General features: G+C 35.7%; 14 protein-coding genes and 3 tRNA genes. 10 read left to right on the top strand and 7 right to left on the bottom strand.

The window, feature by feature from the left end:
• Nucleotides 1-138: 138 nt before the first annotated feature.
• Nucleotides 139-1,866 carry an MFS transporter gene (locus JAZ75_RS02530; RefSeq protein ID WP_132772053.1) on the bottom strand — a complete coding sequence of 576 codons (1,728 nt, stop codon included), beginning with the start codon at nt 1,864-1,866 and terminating at the stop codon, nt 139-141.
• Nucleotides 1,867-2,198: 332 nt separating this feature from the next.
• Here JAZ75_RS02530 and rho point away from each other — a divergent pair, with 332 nt between their 5' ends.
• Both rho and JAZ75_RS02520 read left to right on the top strand, forming a co-directional pair.
• A complete protein-coding gene (rho, locus tag JAZ75_RS02525; protein WP_021188684.1) occupies nt 2,199-3,680 on the top strand; it encodes a transcription termination factor Rho in 1,482 nt (493 codons plus the stop codon).
• Between the two features lie 68 nt (nt 3,681-3,748).
• Nucleotides 3,749-4,426, top strand: coding sequence for a CDP-alcohol phosphatidyltransferase family protein (locus tag JAZ75_RS02520; RefSeq protein WP_208700112.1), 678 nt, complete (start codon nt 3,749-3,751; stop codon nt 4,424-4,426).
• Nucleotides 4,427-4,429: 3 nt separating this feature from the next.
• Here JAZ75_RS02520 and JAZ75_RS02515 read toward each other — a convergent pair whose 3' ends face one another.
• The gene (locus JAZ75_RS02515; RefSeq protein WP_232789342.1) at nt 4,430-4,777 is read right to left on the bottom strand and encodes an Hpt domain-containing protein; all 348 of its coding nucleotides are present in this window, start codon (nt 4,775-4,777) and stop codon (nt 4,430-4,432) included.
• Nucleotides 4,770-5,261: a 2-amino-4-hydroxy-6-hydroxymethyldihydropteridine diphosphokinase gene (gene folK / locus JAZ75_RS02510; RefSeq protein ID WP_183915618.1), complete on the bottom strand. Its 492-nt coding sequence runs from the start codon at nt 5,259-5,261 to the stop codon at nt 4,770-4,772. The genes JAZ75_RS02515 and folK overlap by 8 nt, the downstream gene beginning before the upstream one ends.
• Before the next feature lie 111 nt (nt 5,262-5,372).
• Between folK and sppA the strand changes: the two genes are divergently transcribed.
• Nucleotides 5,373-7,136 (top strand): signal peptide peptidase SppA, encoded by a 1,764-nt coding sequence (sppA, locus tag JAZ75_RS02505; RefSeq protein ID WP_208700110.1) that lies wholly within the window; start codon nt 5,373-5,375, stop codon nt 7,134-7,136.
• A gap of 114 nt (nt 7,137-7,250) precedes the next feature.
• A complete protein-coding gene (locus tag JAZ75_RS02500) occupies nt 7,251-8,441 on the top strand; it encodes a phosphoglycerate kinase (RefSeq protein ID WP_021188681.1) in 1,191 nt (396 codons plus the stop codon).
• 60 nt (nt 8,442-8,501) lie between these two features.
• Here JAZ75_RS02500 and JAZ75_RS02495 read toward each other — a convergent pair whose 3' ends face one another.
• A complete protein-coding gene (locus JAZ75_RS02495; RefSeq protein ID WP_208700108.1) occupies nt 8,502-11,315 on the bottom strand; it encodes a hypothetical protein in 2,814 nt (937 codons plus the stop codon).
• A 557-nt stretch (nt 11,316-11,872) separates the two neighbouring features.
• Between JAZ75_RS02495 and mgtE the strand changes: the two genes are divergently transcribed.
• From mgtE to JAZ75_RS02480, 3 genes are all read left to right on the top strand, one after another.
• The gene (gene mgtE / locus JAZ75_RS02490) at nt 11,873-13,255 is read left to right on the top strand and encodes a magnesium transporter (RefSeq protein ID WP_132772046.1); all 1,383 of its coding nucleotides are present in this window, start codon (nt 11,873-11,875) and stop codon (nt 13,253-13,255) included.
• 133 nt (nt 13,256-13,388) lie between these two features.
• A tRNA-Asn gene (locus tag JAZ75_RS02485) sits at nt 13,389-13,462 on the top strand.
• A 121-nt stretch (nt 13,463-13,583) separates the two neighbouring features.
• Nucleotides 13,584-13,657: transfer RNA gene (locus JAZ75_RS02480), tRNA-Asn, on the top strand.
• Between the two features lie 39 nt (nt 13,658-13,696).
• Here JAZ75_RS02480 and JAZ75_RS02475 read toward each other — a convergent pair.
• Complete coding sequence (locus JAZ75_RS02475) at nt 13,697-15,277, bottom strand: S41 family peptidase (RefSeq protein ID WP_208700106.1); 1,581 nt, start codon at nt 15,275-15,277, stop codon at nt 13,697-13,699.
• 209 nt (nt 15,278-15,486) lie between these two features.
• Between JAZ75_RS02475 and JAZ75_RS02470 the strand changes: the two genes are divergently transcribed.
• From JAZ75_RS02470 to JAZ75_RS02460, 3 genes are all read left to right on the top strand, one after another.
• Nucleotides 15,487-15,563 (top strand) — tRNA-Asn (locus JAZ75_RS02470).
• A gap of 184 nt (nt 15,564-15,747) precedes the next feature.
• Complete coding sequence (locus JAZ75_RS02465) at nt 15,748-17,076, top strand: phage integrase SAM-like domain-containing protein (protein ID WP_208700104.1); 1,329 nt, start codon at nt 15,748-15,750, stop codon at nt 17,074-17,076.
• Nucleotides 17,077-17,491: 415 nt separating this feature from the next.
• Nucleotides 17,492-17,872: a GNAT family N-acetyltransferase gene (locus JAZ75_RS02460; protein ID WP_232789341.1), complete on the top strand. Its 381-nt coding sequence runs from the start codon at nt 17,492-17,494 to the stop codon at nt 17,870-17,872.
• A 36-nt stretch (nt 17,873-17,908) separates the two neighbouring features.
• Here JAZ75_RS02460 and JAZ75_RS02455 read toward each other — a convergent pair whose 3' ends face one another.
• Both JAZ75_RS02455 and JAZ75_RS02450 read right to left on the bottom strand, forming a co-directional pair.
• Nucleotides 17,909-18,175 carry a hypothetical protein gene (locus tag JAZ75_RS02455; protein WP_208700102.1) on the bottom strand — a complete coding sequence of 89 codons (267 nt, stop codon included), beginning with the start codon at nt 18,173-18,175 and terminating at the stop codon, nt 17,909-17,911.
• 130 nt (nt 18,176-18,305) lie between these two features.
• On the bottom strand, nt 18,306-19,637 hold the full coding sequence (locus JAZ75_RS02450; RefSeq protein WP_086946620.1) for a cytochrome c: 1,332 nt from the start codon (nt 19,635-19,637) through the stop codon (nt 18,306-18,308).
• Nucleotides 19,638-19,643 lie beyond the last annotated feature (6 nt).

Raw genomic sequence — 19,643 nt, 5'->3', positions numbered from 1 at the left:
AATGAAAAATTATTTCATCTACTTTACAGCAATTTGAAAAAAAAGGCCTTAAAATTGTATTTAAGGCCTTTTTTTTAAGATGCTATTAAATTGATTTAATAGTGTATTTTTTACAATTAGTTAGCTTTATCAATAAGCTTAATGTGATCCCTCTGCTTCGACATCATCAATATTAATTCCTTGTTTTTTGAGTACTGATTTTACTGCTATTGCAAAGAATACAATGTATGCAAAACCTAACAATGGAAGTAGGTAAGAGTTGTGGATACCTATGATATCAGCTAATTTTCCTTGGATAGGGGGAATAACACCACCGCCTAAGATCATCATGACTAAGAATGCTGATCCTTGTGCTGTATATTTTCCAAGTCCTACGATTGAAAGGCTGAAGATTGATGACCACATGATGGAACAAGCTAATCCTCCTGCTAAGAAAGAGTAAATAGCTACTGTACCTGAAGATAATAAACCAACAGTCATAGCGATAATTCCGAATAGACCGAAAACGATTAATGTTCTAGCAGGTTTTTCTTTACTTAGGTAAAATGCTCCGATTTGTATAAGTATACAAACAACATAATAGTATAGGTGTGACATTTCAAAGCCCGCCATTGCATTAACGCCTATAATAATAGAAAATGCGACAAGTGGAACAATGATAAGTAATATGTTTTTAGTTGTTTTAGTTAGGTTAAACGCTGTAATCGCTCCAGCCCAACGACCAATCATCATACTACCCCAATACATAGAAACGTAAGGCGTAATTTGCGATGATTGTAGGCTTCCAAATTCTTTTAATGTAAGTAGTTCACCTAAGTTACTTCCTATGGCTACTTCAACTCCAACGTATAAAAATAGGGCAATCATACCCAATACTAATTGAGGGTATCTCATAGCTCCCCATCCTTCTGGGTTTTTCTGCGCTTTTACATTTGCAAAAATCAATCCACCAACAACAACAATCAGTGCACCTGCTAACCACAGCATACGTTGTATTTCAAGTGGGTGAGCAATCTCTTTAATCTGAAGTTTTAATTGCTCAATACTTGCTGGATCAACTAAAGATTTTAATTGCGCCTGTAATTGATCTACCTGAATTGCTACTTCACTTTTGTAACTTAAAAATACAGGAGCGAACATGGCAAAAAGCAAGATGGTCATGATAACCAAAGTATTAAGGGCTTTATTAGCTTTTTCCATGGGTTCATTGCTTATTCCTGCAGGCACCTTTTTACTGAAGTAAAACAAACTTGCTGCTAGTAGGAACAATAAACCAACACCTATATATAGGAAAACGACTTTGTCTAAAGGTAAATTAGCAATTTCGGAATCGGATATTTTCTCAAATGTTCCGAATAACGCAAAACCGATAACTAACGGTCCTATTGTTGTTCCGAAAGAATTGATACCACCGCCTAAATTGACACGTGAAGCACCAGTTTTGGGATCTCCTAATAAAACTGCAAATGGATTTGCAGCGGTCTGTTGTAATGAAAAACCTAAGGCAACAGTGAAAAGTCCAAGTAACATACCAATGTATACATTTACTTCTACTGCCACGATCATTGCTCCGGCACCTAATGCTGAGAATAATAGACCATAGACAATACTTTTTTTATAGCCCCATTTACCAACTAAATCTTTTCCTGAAAATGTGCTGAAAATAAAAAGTAATAATGCACCAAGATAATAAGCGGTGTAAAATGCAAAATCAATCAATTGTGACTGAAATTGGTCTAAGTGAAAGTAGTTTTTACAAAAGGGAATAAATACGCTATTTCCTGCTGCAATAAAACCCCAAAAGAAAAATACAATTATTAATGTATATAAGGCGGGATAATTTGTTTTAATGAGTTTATTTTCCATCTAAATCGTTTGCTTTGTTTTTTTTGCACCGCTAACTTACAAAAAAATATATCATATTTAAATATAATATTGTTGTTAATAACTACGTTTGATTTTTTAGTAAAACGTTTTAACAAGATATGATTTGTTATAAGTATGTTTTTTTTTACAAATAATTTTGAATTGTCAGATTTGTTTTTTTTCTTTGTGCAGGTTCTCATAATTTATTCCGCTTCAGGTATAGAAGAAATCACTTAGTTCTTAAATCCCTTTGTTTGTTAATCAAAATGATTAATGGAGTGTAATAAATTTCATTTTAAAATAAAATCCTAATATATCATAATAAAAATTTAATGGATATTAATGAATTAAATGCAAAACTCGTGTCTGAATTACGCGAAATTGCAAAATTAATAGGTATCGGTGACGCTGATAAGCTTAGAAAGCAAGAGTTAATTGAAAAAATAATCAGCACTGGTGATGAGTCCGAAAATACTTCTGAAAAAAAGGAAGAAAATCATGATGAGTCAACGGAGAGACCTCGAAAAAGAATAAGAACCGCAAAAGCGTCTGAGCCGGTTACTATCCGTAAAAAAGAAAATGAAGAAACAGATTCAGCTAGCGAAGTAGCAATCTCAGAATCTGAAGAAAATATAAAAGCAGCTCCCGCAATTAAGTCAGCACCTCCAAAAGTAGAAACAGCTTCATCAAATGCAGATTTTGACAATGTTATTGTCAATGAAGGTGTGTTGGAAATTATGCCTGATGGATATGGTTTTTTACGTTCTTCTGACTATAATTATCTTACATCTCCAGATGATATTTACGTTTCTCAGTCGCAAATCAAATTATTTGGTTTGAAAACTGGTGATACAGTCAGAGGTAGCATTAGACCTCCAAAAGAAGGTGAGAAATATTTTCCATTGGTACGTGTAGAAGCGATCAATGGTCAAAATCCTGCTGAAATTCGTGACCGAGTTCCTTTTGATTTCTTAACGCCATTATTCCCTAATGAACGTTTGAATTTGGATTTGGGTACAAGCAACTATTCGACTCGTATCATGGATTTGTTCACTCCTATAGGTAAAGGACAACGTGGTCTTATTGTAGCTCAACCTAAAACAGGTAAAACCAATTTGTTGAAAGAGGTTGCAAATGCTATCGCTAAAAACCATCCTGAAGTTTATTTGATTATCTTATTAATCGATGAGAGACCTGAGGAGGTGACAGATATGGCAAGAAGTGTACGTGCTGAAGTGGTTTCATCTACTTTTGATGAACCTGCAGAGCGTCATGTAAAAATCGCAAATATTGTTTTAGAGAAAGCAAAACGTATGGTCGAGTGTGGTCATGATGTCGTGATCTTGCTAGATTCAATTACACGTTTGGCTCGTGCTTATAATACAGTTGCCCCTGCATCTGGTAAAATATTATCAGGTGGTGTGGATGCAAATGCTTTACATAAACCAAAACGTTTCTTCGGTGCTGCCCGTAATATCGAGCACGGAGGTTCTTTAACTATTTTAGCAACAGCTCTTACAGAGACTGGTTCTAAAATGGATGAGGTTATTTTTGAAGAGTTTAAAGGTACTGGTAACATGGAGTTACAGTTGGATCGTAAATTGGCGAACAAACGTATTTTCCCTGCTATCGATTTAACAGCTTCAAGTACGCGTCGTGATGATTTATTAATGGATAAAGAATCGATTCGTCGTCTTTGGATATTACGCAATCACTTGGCGGATATGAATTCTAATGAGGCAATGGAGTTTTTATTAGCGCAAATGCGTGGTACTAAGTCTAATGAAGAGTTTTTGATTAGCATGAATGGGTAATTCCATTTGATTTTAATAATTTAGCCATCATTTATAAAAAATGATGGCTTTTTATTTATATTGAAAATATGAAAAAACATATTCCTAATACCATAACCTGTTTGAATCTATTTAGTGGATGTATCGGGGTGTTAATGGCACTTAAAGGTGATTATATGACAACAGCTTATTGTGTATTGGCTTCTGGTATATTTGATTTCTTCGATGGTATGGTAGCACGGCTTTTACATGTCAAATCCAACATCGGTAAGGAATTAGATTCACTGGCTGATATGGTTAGTTTTGGTTTCTTGCCAGGTGCTATCCTTTATATGTTATTGTCTGAGGTTTTTATTGAGCAACCCTTGTTTGCTTATTTAGGTTTTGTGGTAACCGTGTTTTCAGCGCTTCGATTGGCAAAATTTAATCTGGATGAACGCCAAACGACTGATTTTATAGGGTTAAATACACCTATGAATACTTTTTATGTCTTATCACTGCCTTTTATTGCTGAAAAATATCCAGATATTATATTAAATCCTTTCTTTCTCTTGATCAGCACTGCACTAACAAGTTTTTTATTGGTTAGTGAGATTAGATTGTTCTCTATGAAGCTATCGTCATTGGCTTGGTCTGAAAATAAATATAAATTTATTTTTGTGATTTTAGCGGTTGTCTTATTTGCTGTTTTGCAATTCGTGGCATTGCCAATTATTTTATTAAGCTATATCTTGCTTTCACTGTTACATTTTCAACGTTTGAAATAAAGATTAAATCGATTTTTCATACTGCTCTAATTCTGTAAATAATTCATTGAATTGTATTTTTAATAGGGAGCATTCCGATTCAATGTGATTGATGTCAGCGGTTTCTTTTGCTAATGATTCTATAAGCTGCAGCTGCTCTTTTAAATGTGGTGCTCCAATGTATTCCATAGTAGGTTTGATATGGTGTGCCGCATTATTAATCTCTTGATAGTCTTTCGCTGTTATTGCTGCTGTTAATTTTTCAAAATCTAAAGGAGTTTGTGTTCGGTAAAGGGCGATAAACTCTTTTATCATGTCCTCATTATTAAACATACTTTGCTTGATAATATCTGGTTTTATGTGTTTATACATTTTTTTTGTAGATGTTTACGTCTAAGGGATCTGTGCATATTGCTAAGAGTTCCTTATTACTCTTTTTTAAAATCGGGTGTATATATTCTGGAGCGATCTGGACTAATGGAATTAGTGTAAATTTACGATCCTGTATATATGGATGTGGAATTTGGAGGTTAGGCAAGTTAATCTGCTCATTTTCGTAATATAAAATGTCAATATCGATCACACGTGCTCCCCATTTTTCTGAACGAACTCTCCCTAATTGATTTTCTATACTTTGACAGATTTCAAGCGCCTCTATTGGGTTAAGAAATGTTTTAACTTCAATTACTTGGTTTAAGAAACTGGGTTGATCTTCTACCCCCCAAGCTTCGGTTTCGACAATAGCGGAAACTTTTGCAATGTTGCCCAAGGAATCCTCCAGAGCGCTTAATGCGCTGTTTAATTGCATTAAACGATCACCCAGGTTTGCTCCTAATAAAATGTAGATGCTTTTCACCTTATAAATATAGAATTTTAGTTAATTAAATAAAAGATTTAAAAATTTATTTGTAACATTTGTACTAAATTGGCAACTAATAAATCAATTGAACTTTAGATTATTCATTTTATGAAATCATTTTTTAAGTATGTACTTGCTACTGTCACGGGAATTGTGATATCATCGGTAGTTTTATTTATTATAATGTTAGGTATTATCGGCGCGTTAGTAACTTCTGCATCTTCGGAAAAAGAAGTTATGGTTAAGGATAATTCAATATTGTATCTTTCTTTTAATCATGAGATTACAGAACGTTCCATAGATAATCCTTTTGGTTCCTTGGATATTCCTGGTTATAATTTGAAAAATCTTGGTCTTGATGATATTCTGTTGAGAATAAGAACAGCTAAAGAAGATAGTAAGATTAAAGGGATCTTTATGGATGCAAGTACAATTGCTACTGGATTTGCTAGTCTTAAAGAGATTAGAGATGCTTTGGTAGACTTTAAGTCATCGGGTAAATTTATTGTGGCTTACAACGAGGGTTATTCTCAAAAAGCTTATTATGTCGCTAGTGTTGCAGATAAGGTGTATGTGAATCCCGAAGGAACTGTTGATTTTAAAGGATTAGCAAGCTCCACCATGTTTATGAAAGATGCTTTTGATAAATTTGGTGTGGATATGCAGGTTGTAAAAGTGGGAACTTTTAAGAGTGCTGTTGAACCTTATTTCTTAAACCAAATGAGTGAGGCGAACCGTTTACAGGTTAATTCTTATTTGGGAAGTATCTATGATTCATTTATTCAGGAAATTTCAACTTCAAGAAAAATGTCTGCCGACTCATTAAGGAGTATAGCTACAAATTATTTGGTTCGTAACGCTGATGATGCTGTAAGGTATAAATTGGCTGATGCTAAATTGTATAAAGATGAGCTGATTTTAGAATTAAAGAAAAGATTGAACGTAGCAACAAAAGATGATCTCTCTGTTGTATCCCTAATTGACTATAAATCGAAGATGCCGAGTGGTTCTGAATCTAATCAGGTTGCTGTTTTGTATGCTGAAGGTGCTATTGTAGGAGGAGAGGGAACTAAAGGTGAGATTGGATCCGATAAAATTTCACGTGAGCTACGTTTGTTAAGACAAGATGATAATGTGAAAGCAGTTGTTTTCCGTGTTAATTCTCCTGGAGGTTCTGCTTTAGCATCTGATGTTATATGGAGAGAGGTTGAGTTGACAAAGCAAGTAAAACCGATCATAGTTTCTATGGGGGATTATGCGGCTTCGGGCGGTTACTATATTTCGGCGGCAGCAGATTCAATCTTTGCTGAGAATAATACGATTACAGGTTCAATCGGGGTGTTTGGGGTTATTCCAAATTTTAAGAATTTATTGAATAATAAAATAGGTCTTCATTTTGATGGTGTGAAAACTGGTAAATTCTCTGATTTAGGTATGGTTCCGGATCGTCCTTTAACTGCTGAAGAACGCGATATCATCCAGATGGAGGTTAATCGTGTTTATCAAACGTTTATGAAGCGTGTGTCTGATGGTCGTAAAATAACGGTTGCTCAGGTTGATACTATTGGTCAAGGCCGTGTGTGGACTGGTAAACAGGCTGTAGAGATTGGATTGGTAGATCGTATAGGTGGTATTGATGATGCTATTAAAGCAGCTGCAAAGAAAGCAAAAATAGGTCAATATGCAGTTAAGCAATATCCTGCCAAAGAGGATGCAATTTCAACTTTTTTAAATTCGTCTAAGGAAAAGGTTCAAATATGGATGGCACAACAGCAAATGGGAGAATTCTATAATTACTTTGATGTGATCAAAAAAGTTTCTGGACAATCTGGTATTATGGCGAAATTGCCGTATTCGATTGAAATACATTAATTATTTTTCATTTTATCAAAAAAAGCCTTTTATTATTCGGATAGTAAAAGGCTTTTTTTATATTTAGCTGTCCATTTGAATAGGTGGGTAAATACTTCATAATAAATAATAGAGATGAAAACAGTTGACAACTTAAACTTCGCTGACAAAAAAGCGCTAATACGTGTAGATTTTAATGTTCCTTTGGATGACAATTTTAATATTACAGATGATAATAGAATTCAAGGTGCGACACCCACGATTAAAAAAATATTAAATGATGGTGGATCTGTTATCTTGATGTCACACTTAGGTAGACCAAAAGATGGGCCTACAGATAAATATTCACTAAAGCACATTGTTTCACATTTATCTGGAGTGTTAGGGGTTGATGTTCAGTTTGCTGCTGATTGTATTGGTGAAGATGCGGTTGAAAAAGCAAAAAATTTGAAACCAGGTCAAGTTTTACTTTTGGAGAATCTTCGTTTTTACAAAGAGGAAGAAAAAGGTGATGTTGCATTTGCAGAGAAATTATCAAAATTGGGTGATGTGTATGTCAATGATGCTTTTGGTACAGCTCACCGTGCTCATGCTTCTACTGCTGTTATTGCTCAATTTTTCCCTGATGCGAAATATTTTGGGTATTTAATGGCTGCAGAAATTGGTAATGCAGAAAAAGTGTTGAATAAGGCTGAACGTCCATTTACTGCTATCATGGGAGGGGCGAAGGTTTCTGATAAATTAGAATTAATCGAAGCTTTATTGGATCGTGTTGATAACCTGATTATAGGCGGAGGTATGGCTTATACTTTTATTAAAGCTCGTGGTGGAGAGATCGGTAAGTCATTAGTTGAGTTAGATAAGTTGGACTTGGCAACGGAATTGGTTAAGAAAGCAGCGGCAAAAGGCGTTAACCTGGTATTACCGACTGATGCTCAAATTGCGGATAAATTTTCAAATGATGCAACTGTTTATGATGGACCAAATGATCAGATCCCTGCGGAATTGGAAGGATTGGATATTGGTAAAGAATCTGGAGAAGCGTTTGCAAAAATAATTGAATCGTCTAAAACTATTCTTTGGAATGGTCCTATGGGGGTTTTTGAATTTGATACCTTTGCTAAAGGTACAAAAGCTGTTGCCGATGCGGTGGTCAATGCAACTGAAAAAGGTGCATTTTCATTGATCGGTGGTGGTGATTCTGCAGCTGCAGTTTCTAAATTTGGCATGACTGAACAGGTAAGTTATGTATCCACTGGTGGCGGTGCTTTGTTAGAATATATGGAAGGTAAAGTTTTACCTGGAGTAAAGGCTATCGAAGGATAATAACTTTGAAATATAAAACAGGAAAAGGCATCGTTAGATGCCTTTTCCTGTTTTAAGATTTTAGTAGGTATAATTTAAACTAACGGTTGGTACAACTCTTTGTGTAGCGGTAATATCGTTGATATAAGTGAGTTTAAGAGCGGCTTCAAAATTGGGTAATGGGTATCTGAAAGCATTAAAATCTGCTGACACAGAAAGACCGAAAGTTTTTGGACTCATGTCGGACTGGTGATGGATATTTTGATAGTCGGCAAATACCCCTCCCTTAATTCGTTTGATGTACGTTATGCCTCCAACTGCCCAATCTGGATAGCTGATCGGGAATCTGTAGTTTAGTAATAAGGTGTTTTTAATTTTCTCGTACTTATAGTACCCGTAGCCGCTAATTGTTGGTATATCGTTGCTGTATTGATAGCGGCCTGATGCTTTTTGATAACCAAATCTAATTTGAAATCCATGATTACTGACAAATCCAGGAATATAGAATCCACTTCGAATGGAGAAAAGATTTCCTTCTTGATCTTCGAATGGAAGGTGGCGATAAGTCATACTAAAGTTTTGTCCCCATCGAGGTGTGATATCCATTTTTGACATCATGGCGTTTCTATTCCAATAAATTTGATAAGTTAACGGGAACAATACCTTTGAGTCGAAGTTTTTAAGGTTTTTAATACTTGTGTTGTATCGTTGAAGGTATGATGTCGCAAAATTGAAACCTAAGCTATAGACATAATTGCTTTTATAGTAAGCCAATGGAATGGAGATCTGACCACTTATATCATGCTCTCTCCAATCGAAATTGATCGTGCTATCAGATTTACTATTGATTTTTGCTGTTCCTATCTGTCCTTTGTTTTCATATTTAAGTGTGAATTTGGGAAAATATTTATTGTAATTTAAGGTTGCAGAGTAAATAGATTTTTTAATATCGGTATCGTATTCGTAACCGAGTACAAATTGTGTTGTATTTAGAATATTGTTGGAAAGCCAGAATACACCTGGTTTGAAGTTGTCTAAGCTTTCGAAATTGGTGTTGCTAAGGGAAAGGCTGTGAAAATTAAATGTTCTAGATAGGCCTTTATAAGGACTTACATTGTAATCTGAAACACTTTCTGTGATGCTATCAATTTTGTTTTTTAAATTGTTACTAATAGTTTTTATGCTATATGAGTTCTTAAGAACTGTATCGGTGTCATTAAATGTTATTTTGGATATTTTATATCCATTGTACTGGTAATTATTAAAGAGAATTTCTTTTTTATTGACATCATAAGAGGGGTTGAAAGCTCCGAAAGTGGTATTTGTAAGCTTCGTTAATGCTTTTGATAGTTTATTATATTGATATAAATTATCGATACCTGAATATTGTGCTTTAAACAGAAAAAGGTGATCGTTTATGTATTGCGGTCTTTCAAATTGTTCATTGCTCCAGTCCTGAAGAAAAGTAATTTGGGAGGATTCTAATTCGATTTCTACTAAGTTTGTGCCTTTGTTTGAAATAGCAATAGCTACTATTTTTGAGCCCTCTTCATTAAATGAAGGCTGTTGAAGATAAATATCGGAAGCTATCGGAATTCTTTTTAATATTTTTTTGGTTTTAATATCGAGCAATAGAATTGCTGTCTGATTACTTAAATCCACTTCAATTGTCAGTATTTCTGCTTTGGATGGGTGTAGTATGGGATAGAAATAGCGACTTTTAAAACTAATCTGCTCTCGCTTTTTTGTTTCTAAATGGTAAAGGTTAATTACATTGTAGGATCTTTTGGTGTATCGGATATCTCTTTTAACTTCATCCCATAAAATCATATTATTTCTGAAATCATAGTTTGGGACGATCTGATTTCCCAATTTTAACAATGATTCTATTTTATTGTTGTTATCTATTTTAACGATTTCAGCTGTTTTTTCTGGGGTCTGTAAAATAGATAGGGTGCTATTGTCGTGATTGTTTTTAGGCAATAACCAATCCTGGTAGTTTTTACTGGATTTTGGTTCAATTATAGGGTAGGATATCGTTGGTCTTTCATGTTCTTCTTTTTTCCATTTAATATTCAGATCATCCATCGTATGTGCAAATAGACTCGTATTATTAAATCCAGTTGTTTTTTTTAGCGACCGACTAAAATTGTAGGGCATCAATATATTTTTGTTGATGTTTTGATACAGTTCGGGTTCAAAGTTCTCCTTTACGTTTTGTTTTAAATAATTGGTCATGAAATAACCAATGGTATAATAGCTCGGTATTTTATCACGATAAGAACCTAATAAATATTTCTCGAATTTATATTTTTTATCAGTTCTTTCATTAGCTTTTAGCGTCATTTCAAAAGAGGGGAGTCGACCTCTTCCTCCTTTGGAATAAAATGTTTCTGCCCAGACTGCATCACCTTCAAAATACCAGGAAGGCAACGTTAGACCGTATATAGCAAGGGCAAGCTGTTCTAAGAACGGTGCCTTTAATTTTCCGGTCAATTTATCAAATTGAGCAACGTGTCTAAGTTCGTGCAATGCTAGATTGGATAGCCATTCCTGATTATCTGGCTCAGGGGTTGGACTGCTGTACAGCTCCGATTTGCGTGGAGCGAGTTGGACAAAACCATTAGGACGAAGTTCGGTGTTTTGAAGAATTAAAGAAATTTTACGCGGTTTTACTTGTAAGTCTTTATGATTTGTTTTTAAATACTGTGTAATTTGACTGGCAAGCGTTGAAGCCTTTTTTTTCATTTCGACCGGAAAGATCAGTTTAAATTCTTTAGTGTCAATCTGATGCCATTTTTGCGATGGAGGTGCCTGACTGTCTTCAAAGATTTGGCAAATACCTTTATGAAATGTTAAAATCGATAGTATGAAGGAGAGTAGGTAGATTTTCATGTACTTAAGTTGCTGTTGCTAATTATTTTAGATCGATGGTTGTTTTTTTAACTTTCGAATAACTATATAGCTTGATCGTTAGGTGTTTATGTTTTGTAATTCGTTTAAATGTATTCAATAATTTGCAAATTAAATATAGGTTTTTTATTTCAATTTACTGAGTTACTTGTTCTTTATGTTGTAATGAATTGATAGTTAGTGTTGTTGTTATTTTCTTTGATTTAGATTGTCTTATTTGGAGATTTTATGAATTGGATTTAAGAAAAATAAGATCTTATTTTTTTATAAATGACTGTTTTTTAGGGAGTTGTTTTTGTAAATTATTGTTGGAGACACTATCATTTATTTTTCTATAGATTAGATGTATCGATTATGATCACGATCTTTATTTTATGATCTAATACTGCATTAGAATATGTTTTTTATTGTTCTATTACCTATTGAAAATTTCTATTTTCAATAGGTAATAAATAAATTCTTATATTATTTTTAAAAAGACGATTTTTGCATAAAATTTTAAATACACCGATGTAGCATATTAGTAAAGAAAGGGAATTATGGAAGAATTGGAAATGCAGGTAGAACAAATCGAACAGTTCATTGAGTCGAAGGATAATGAGGGGTTACAAGCATATTTAAATGAGCTAAATATTTCGGATGTAGAGGCGTTGATCGATGAGCTACCCGAATATGGCCACATATTCATCGAAACATTAAATTTGAACCGTGCGGTTAATGTATTTCGTATTTTAGATTTCCCTACGCAAGAGCGTATTTTTAAGAAGCTTTCAGGTGCAAAAATTAGTGAATTAATTAATGAGATGCCTCCGGATGACCGGACATCATTTTTCAGTGAACTGAAGGATGGTGATGTCGTAAAACAATTGATTATTTTACTGCCACCTCAGGATCGTAAAGAAGCTCTTTCTTTATTAGGTTATCCTGAAGATAGTGTGGGGCGTCTGATGACCCCAGACTATATCACTGTAAAACCACATTGGAATATCATCCGAATTCTTGAGCATATTCGCCGTTATGGTAAAAATTCGGAAACAATTGATGTCTTATATGTCATTGATGCCGCAGGTAAATTAATAGATGATATTCGTATTAAAGATGTGTTAATGGCAGATCCAAATGTTGTTGTTGGTGATCTTATTGACAATAGGCTTATTTCTCTACATGCGAATGACCCACAAGAAGAGGCTGTGAATATTTTCCGGATGAATAATCGAGTTGCTTTACCTGTTGTTGATGAGCAGGGAATAATGTTAGGTATTGTTACGATCGATGATATTCTTTGGGTGGCAAATGAAGAGTATACGGAGGATATGCAACGATTTGGGGGAACTGAAGCTTTAGATGAACCATATCTGGATGTGTCGATTGTTAATTTAGTTAAAAAACGTTCTGGGTGGTTAGTGGTCTTATTTTTCGGTCAACTGTTAACTGCGACAGTCATTGAGCATTTTGAACATCAATTGGCGAGTGCTATCATGCTCTTCGCATTGATGCCACTGATCATATCGAGCGGTGGTAACAGTGGCTCACAAGCATCTACCTTGATCATTCAAGCCATGGCATTGGGAGAGATTACGATAGGGGACTGGTGGCGTGTTATGAAGAGGGAGATCGTTTCTGGTTTTCTGCTTGGTTTAATATTAGGTATTTTAGGTTTCATCAGAATTATGACTTTTCAGGGGTTTTCTGATGCTTATGGTGAACATTGGGTTTTAGTGGGGCTTGTGGTTGGCTTTTCTTTAGTAGGAGTAGTGCTGTGGGGATCTTTAATGGGATCTATGCTTCCTTTTATTTTAAGAAAGCTTGGTGCTGATCCTGCTAGCTCTTCAGCTCCATTTGTATCGACTTTGGTTGATGTGACCGGCCTATTAATTTACTTCACATTTGCTGTTTTACTCTTGAAGGGTGTTTTGATCTAAATGAGATGAAAATTATTCTTGTTGGAAGCGAGGGAGTTGCAAAAAATGTTTTTAAAAGATTTGTAAGATTGCAATAATCTTCCGATAATTGCATCACCGAAACGGAAATGACGCTTCGGAAAATTAACCGGATTCCTGAATAGCTCAGCTGGTTAGAGCATCTGACTGTTAATCAGAGGGTCGCTGGTTCGAGCCCAGCTTCAGGAGCAAAACGATTTTAGATAGTAAAATCGTGATTCAATCGAAAGTCTAGATTGAATGTATTTAAGAGATAAGAATGCAAATTCTTAAATAACCAAAGAGCTATAGTAATATACTCTTGAATGATTCCTGAATAGCTCAGCTGGTTAGAGCATCTGACTGTTAATCAGAGGGTCGCTGGTTCGAGCCCAGCTTCAGGAGCAAATGAAAGCCTTTCCAGTTTGGAAAGGCTTTTTGCGTTTAGTGTGATTTGATTCTGTTTTCAATCATTCCTTTAAATTGAGGAGGAGAGAGCGCTTTTAATTTTTGAAGTTGGTTTGAACCCGATGCTTTACCGGAGAGCATAGATGTACTATTCGAAAAGTTTCCTGTTACGATGTAATCATATGCGGCTTTAAACGATTGTTCACTTAAATTGCCGAAAGGGTAGTAGGCGTCATCGTTACTTGATTTGTTAACGGATATACCGTTATAATAATCGCTTTCATTTGATGCATTTCGTGATTCAAACATACTGAAATAGACATCATAACCGCCGATTGTCAAGGGGAAAAAACCAATTGGTTTTCCATAGGTTTTTGCTCCCACGATTTTTACGGTTAGATGTGGTTTAAATATATTGATCAATAACTCACTTGCTGAGGCTGTATTTTCTGTTACAATAAATACAAGGGTATTGATATTTATATTACCTGTAGGGTTGAATTTGAATGTATTCCCCGAAATACTGTAATCTAAATCGGTGTATCTGACCTTAACTTTCTCGCCCTTACTGTTTGTCGTTTCAAGGCTCAAGTTCTTTAAATATTTTGTTTTATTGTTTTGCATGGTGCTGTTGAAGTTTTCAGTAAACATAACTTTCCCATTTAATGAATTGGGAGCTATTTTATTGGCAAGAAATTCGGCAGTATTGATATACCCACCTCCGTTGTAGCGCAAATCAATTATGAGATCTGTAATACCGGCGTGCTGAAATTTATTAAAGGTTGCCGTTAAATCGGCTTGGGTGTGGCTTAGTTTGGAGAAGGAATTGAAAACAAAATAGCCAACCTTTTTTGTTTTATCTAAATATATGCTGTCTTTAATGACTGATTTTGTTTGATATTTTATCTTGTTCAAAGTTATCTCAAATGGGGTACCGCTACTTTTTTTTCCTTTAATAATTGCAGATTGGCTTTCAAAAAGCGCGTTGCTTAAGGAGGGTACTTCATGATTGAAATTGGTGCCATACTTAACTCCATTGATTTCGGTGATGATATCTCCACGTTGTAATCCCGAAATTGCAGCTGGTGATCCAGGATAAGTCAATTGAACTAGGATTTTGTAATTTTGCTCGACCCCGTATAGACCTATCTTCAGACCTAAATCGTCTCCATTTCCTTCTAAATCGAGGTTTGACAATTCATTTTTTTTAATGAATGATTTACTTCCATCGTAGCTTTCTTTGTCGATGTAACTGTATTTTGTATCGTTATTATCGATTTCATTGTATTCATAGGGTTTTCCAGTAGCAGGGTTTGTACCATATCTAGTAATATTGAATAGTACTTTATTCAAGCTATTGAATTCGACGCTTCCTTTGCTAAATTGTCTCGGGTTAAATACTTCATACGTGGGTAATTGGTCGTTCCAGAAATAAATGTCCTGTGCATAGTAGAATAGTGAGTCAGCTAATCGATCTACGCGACTGACTTTTTTTTCAGGTTCTGGTTCTACAACATTCTCCTTTGGCTTTTCTTCCTCTAGATTTTTTTTACTGCAACTGAACAGCATAGGCGCAAATAAAAGCAATGTGATTGTTTTTAAAAGTGGTTTATTCATGAAAATCGGTTATGTAAGAAATTTATAGTGATGGTTAAGCTATGTAATTGCCTTGTTTTCAATCGCTACAATTTGATAATCTAAATATGATGAATATTTAGATGAAAAAAAAGTAAAAAATCTTTAAAAAAGATTTGGAAATACGTTGGATTTAGCTATTTTTGTGGCATCAAAAGAGAAAGATATATAGTCATCTTTCTTATGAAGATTCCTGAATAGCTCAGCTGGTTAGAGCATCTGACTGTTAATCAGAGGGTCGCTGGTTCGAGCCCAGCTTCAGGAGCCAATAAAAAAAGTCGTTTTTGATATCAAAAAACGGCTTTTTTTGCGTTTTAGGGCAGATTAGGAACGTCTGCGTTTGCCAAGTCGGGTTCTCCGAAATGGCGTGATTTACATAGTTTTTTGTTGAACTTCACGTAGGAATGGTACAAATAGGGTACAGAAATTCCTGCGTGCTTAAGGAAAAAATTATGGCAACCGTAAGCGCAAAAATCTTTGAACATCACAAGAAAGCTGATGGCACTTACAACGTAAAAATCAGGGTCTATCACAAAGGAGACAGAAAGTACATCGACACGACCCATTTTGTAGTCAGGAAGCAACTGACCAAAGATTTCAAAATTAAAGATCCTTTTGTTGCGGATATAGTCGAGCAACAGTTGAGGAAATACCGAAACACTATCAGTGATTTGGAGGCAAAACTTGACCATTTTTCTACGGAGGCCTTACGGGATTTTTTAAGAGATATGGACGAGGAAGTTGATTTTGTGAAATTCTGCGACGAACATATAAAGGGTTTAAAAGAGGTAGGAAGAACCAAGAGTGCTGAAAACTTCAATGTAGTGCGAAACAGTCTTGTGGATTATTTTAAGATGGAATCCTTTTCTATAAACCAAATTCATTACACCATGCTCTTATCTTATGAGCGTTTTTTGAAGTCGGAGCGCACGATTAACCGACTTAATCAATTCGGTAAACCCGTTACGACCATTTCAAAAGGCATAAGTAGTTCGGCTGTTCATAATTATATGCGTGATCTTCGTACCCTGTTCAACGCTGCGAGAAACCGTTATAACGAAGAAGATATTGGGATATTCCGAATAAAGCATTATCCATTCAAGAAGTATAAAGTTGGTTCACCTCCTGCAAGGACTAAAGAAAAGCATAATAATCTTGAAGAAGTTTTTCTTATAAAGAATTGCATTACGAAACCCGGTAGCCGTGCAGAACTTGCACGAGATCTGTATATGCTTTCGTTTTACCTATGTGGTACAAATGCCGTAGATTTTTACAAATTCAATCAACAAAATATTAAAGGTGACCGGCTTGAATACAAACGTTCAAAAACCACAGATCGAAGAAAAGATGAAGCCTTTATAAGTATCAAAATCGTGGATGAAGCCAAACCATTGTTAGAAAAATATATGGGTAAGCTGGCAGAGCGATATGCTACTATCGGAAATCTAAATAAGGCTTTGAGCAAAGGGATGGAAGAAATATGTCGCTTGACTGGTCTATCCGAGGTAACGTATTATTGGGCCAGACATACATTTGCCAATGTAGCACGGAATGAATGCCGTATGAGCAAAGATGATATAGCCCTTGCGCTCAACCATGTCGATGAGGGTAATCGAACAACTGATATTTATATTGCGAAAGACTGGAAGATTGTGGATGACGTACAGCGGAAAGTTATCGCCCTATTTAGAAAAGTTGAAATTAGAATGCTGAAACGTATAGAAAAGACTAAAGGAATAGAAATACCACAAGTAAACAAAACAGAAAAAGTCGCCGCTTAATAAAATAGAATGAATTACATGGGAATATTTTTTCCATGTAATTCGTTCTAAGTATTTAAACATGTAAATTTGACTAACGATGAAAAATGTAGTTTGGTTTTTTATTACCTGTATCATTGCAACGGTTGGATTCTTTGCAGCCTTATCTATGAAAACACCGTGGATAGGATTTGCCGTAGCTTTTGGTATGTGGTTTATATTTATATGGACTACGACAACGCCAAAAAGACGTAGAAGATGATTTTCATTTTTAGGCGTTCACCCAAATTAGAACAATTATTATCCAAAGCATTAACTACGGTGATTAATTTTCCTGCAAGTAATATAACCGCCGGACCATGTGATAGTACTCGAATAGATTTTTTAAGCAAAGCTGATAAATATGACATACAAAGCTGTTTACGACTCTCCAACGGTGGAGAAGTACCGATTTTTAAGAGAGACTTGCGGGCTTTTTCCAAAGTCGGAAAAAGCTGCAACAATAGCGCTAAGAAATTCACTTTGCAGTGTCATCGTATTAGACACAAACAACCAAAACGAAGTGATAGGTATGGGAAGATTGGTTGGCGATGGTGGCTGCCATTGCCAAATAGTGGATATATGCGTATTACCCGCCCATCAGAAAAAAGGATTGGGAAAGCGTATCATGCAGATGCTAAATGATTTTATCGAACGTGAACTGCCATCGTCCTGCTACGTAAATCTTATTGCAGACGGAAATGCCTATGATTTATATGCTCAATATGGTTTTGAGCCCGTTTGGCCAAAATCAAGAGGAATGGGCAAAGTGATCTGAAGGTTCTCTTATTCGTGTCCACTTTGCATATTAATTTTAGTAAAGCCCTCGAATAAACTCGTACGTTTTGTTTCTATCATTTTCTTTGTAACCGACTTCGGGCATTTTAGCAGTGAAAATCGTTATAAAAATTAGATTGAGACACTGTGCTAAAATGGCTATTACGCCAAATACAAGTCCGATAAAAAGAATCCAAATCCGAGGTTCTTTTTCCGTGTACCATAGCACCGCAAAGAGTAGCGATGCCAGTATGGTAAGTACGAGTAAAAATATCGTTTTAATTTTGGGTATGTTACGTATCATAAGACTTTAAAAAAACAGATTAAATAGTATGTAAGCGATTTTTAATGTCATACAACCGATGAGTATGGCATCAACTATTCTCGTTTGTAAGGTTCTTTCTTTTTCGTTGATCATGGTATTCTTCTGTAACTTATTCAACAGAAAGAATGTACTTCGCAATTTCTTTTAAATCCTCGTCTGGGATCTGAGGAAAGCCGGGCATCTGCATAAGTTCCTGACGTTTTCTTCCCGGTGCTTTTATCCAAGCGATCAACTTAGCCTCATCTCCCTCATAGATCTGTTTCATTTCTTTGATTGGTGGTCCTACCAATTGTTGATCCATTTGGTGACATCCTGCACAACTTGCTTGAAATAGTGCTGTCCCTTTTGCTAAATCACCTAATGACTCGTCGATTACTAAAGCTCCCTCTTCCTCAACATAGTTTTCCCGTGCTTCTTTGCTCATCGCTTGAAACGAGGCTGTATGTGCTGCCACCATCTTCTGGTGCTTATCCAGCGCATTATGACGGTACATCTGTCTGCTGCCTCCATAACAAATCATAAAGGCAAGCATAGCGATGGTAATTTTCCAAAAATGCTTATCGAGACGCTCGTCAGTATCCTTTATTGTTTTCCATATCCACCAAAGTGCCAGTACGAGCAGTCCACCAGCTACCCCCATAATTTCAATGACTTCAAAACTTACGCCTTTTGCGGGCAAGGTCATCAAGACAATCGCTCCAAATACAATCTGAGCGGCCAGCCCAATCAACGCAATGTGGTAACCGACCCGCTTGACTTGAGCTCTTGTCAATGAAATATAGATTTCCTCGAATGGATAATTCCTACGTCCGTTGTACCATACAATGAATATACCCGTTACAGCGATACAGGCACCTAAGAACTCAAAATACCTCGGGAACACATTAGGCAAAACCAGTGCACTCAGGAATCCCTTGACGGCTCCCCACTTCTCGGGAAACATCATCAGGTTCACATTCGTCAAAAATATCAATGGAATAAATAAGAATATGGCTACAGACAGCGCAATGATACCAATGTGCAAAGCTTTGTGATTCTTCATGGTTTCCCATGTATACTTATGCAGGTAAGTCAGCAAAAACGCAATCGTAACCAAGGGGATAATCATGATCCAGGCAAAGCCTGTCAGGGCATTTGCGGAGTAAAAATATACGGTGTAAAGGGTGTTAATACTCAGGAGAGGTGCAACACCAAGCACAACCGCTATACTTTTATTGACCGTGATGGTCTTAGCAATTTCATAGGCGAATATATCATATTGTTTTTCTTTTAAACCTCTGATCTGTGCCCAAAGGGTGACTATACTACCACCTACCATCAAGTTGATAAAGACAATGTGAAATAAAAAAGATACGATCAGTAGTGTTACCAACAACCACTCGGGCAGGGGTAAATCCAATGGAATATCTTTTGGTACTGGTGTGTTTATCTGTAATAACATGTATAT

The sequence above is a fragment of the Sphingobacterium sp. UDSM-2020 genome (assembly GCF_016132525.1).
In the GTDB taxonomy this organism is placed as follows: domain Bacteria; phylum Bacteroidota; class Bacteroidia; order Sphingobacteriales; family Sphingobacteriaceae; genus Sphingobacterium; species Sphingobacterium anhuiense.
The sequence above is the reverse complement of the archived record's forward strand: the minus strand, read 5'-3'. Positions and strand labels throughout refer to the sequence as shown.